Annotated in this window: 1 protein-coding gene and 1 pseudogene; both read right to left on the bottom strand. The window is 39.7% G+C overall.

The annotated features are described in order from the left end of the window. Positions 1-398, bottom strand: a pseudogene (locus tag ACYIAL_RS12795) (hypothetical protein); the annotation flags it as partial. Between the two features lie 44 nt (positions 399-442). Further along, on the bottom strand, positions 443-1056 hold a 614-nt coding region (locus ACYIAL_RS12790; protein WP_483751908.1), incomplete at its 5' end, for a DUF6708 domain-containing protein.

Raw genomic sequence — 1056 nt, 5'->3', positions numbered from 1 at the left:
CGGATACATAAATAGGTAAGTATTGAAAAGATAGTTGCAAAAAAGATTATTGCGAATATTCCTGAACCAATATTATCACTTTTATGATTATATAAGTCTAAAGCTATCCCAAATCCCAAATCCCAACTAGAATAAATAACCCAAAATATAAGTAAACTAATCCAAGTCAGAATACCCCGAAAATTTTCAAACATGCCACCACGGATCTCTAAATAGCGATCGTTATAGGCGTAGTAAGGTCCTATTGGTCTGGGATTATTACTGACGGATTTTTGCGTGTAATCTTTTTGAACCTCTTTTAGCGTCATATCACCACTGGTATAACCCATTTTTAATTTTTTGCGAGTTTCGGCTTTCATGGCGCTACCAAACCATAATAAAAATTCACCAACGTACATCGATTTTACATCCTGTTGTTATTATTTTAAAAAGTGTTTTTATATTAAGAATTACCATAATCAACTAGCTTTCCTGTTTTTTCGTCACGCACTCCCCATTCCAAGCGGCTATCTAATATAGCTTGTTGTACCTTAGGGGGATAGTCCGATAAGGTGGTTTCTTTTGGAGTGGGTTTGCCCACTTGACCAGCTTGGCGTATTACTTTTGGCCAGCGCGGTTGCCAGCATAGGCATTCCGAAATAAAGTAGCCGATAGTGTAAAACGGTAATAAAATTAAAAATACAGGAATAAGCAGTAAATACACCCATGCCGTTGGTGCATTTTTAGCTGCATGAATCATGGGTTTTACATGCCCCTCAAAACCATGAAAGGGCATGGGTAAATGGGTGCTTAGGCGTGGTTTTGGCAAGTTTTCGGGGCCGTGCTCCATATAACGGCGAATAAATTCCCATTCATCTTTATAGTCTTGAGGGTTATAGGTATTTTTGCCAATGCCGACCGATTGGGCAACAGGGAAGCCGGTTTTATAGGGGTGAAAGGTCATTAAGTTAACCATATTGGTGCCGCCCATGTCTGAGCCGGTTTCGCCAAAGTTAGCGGGCATAATATGTTCCCACTTAAATACCACTGTGCCACCACAATATTTAGGGCGTTGAA

This window comes from Gilliamella sp. X-57 (assembly GCF_057063565.1).
Note: the sequence above shows the minus strand (reverse complement) of the source record. Positions and strands in the feature narration are given on the sequence as shown.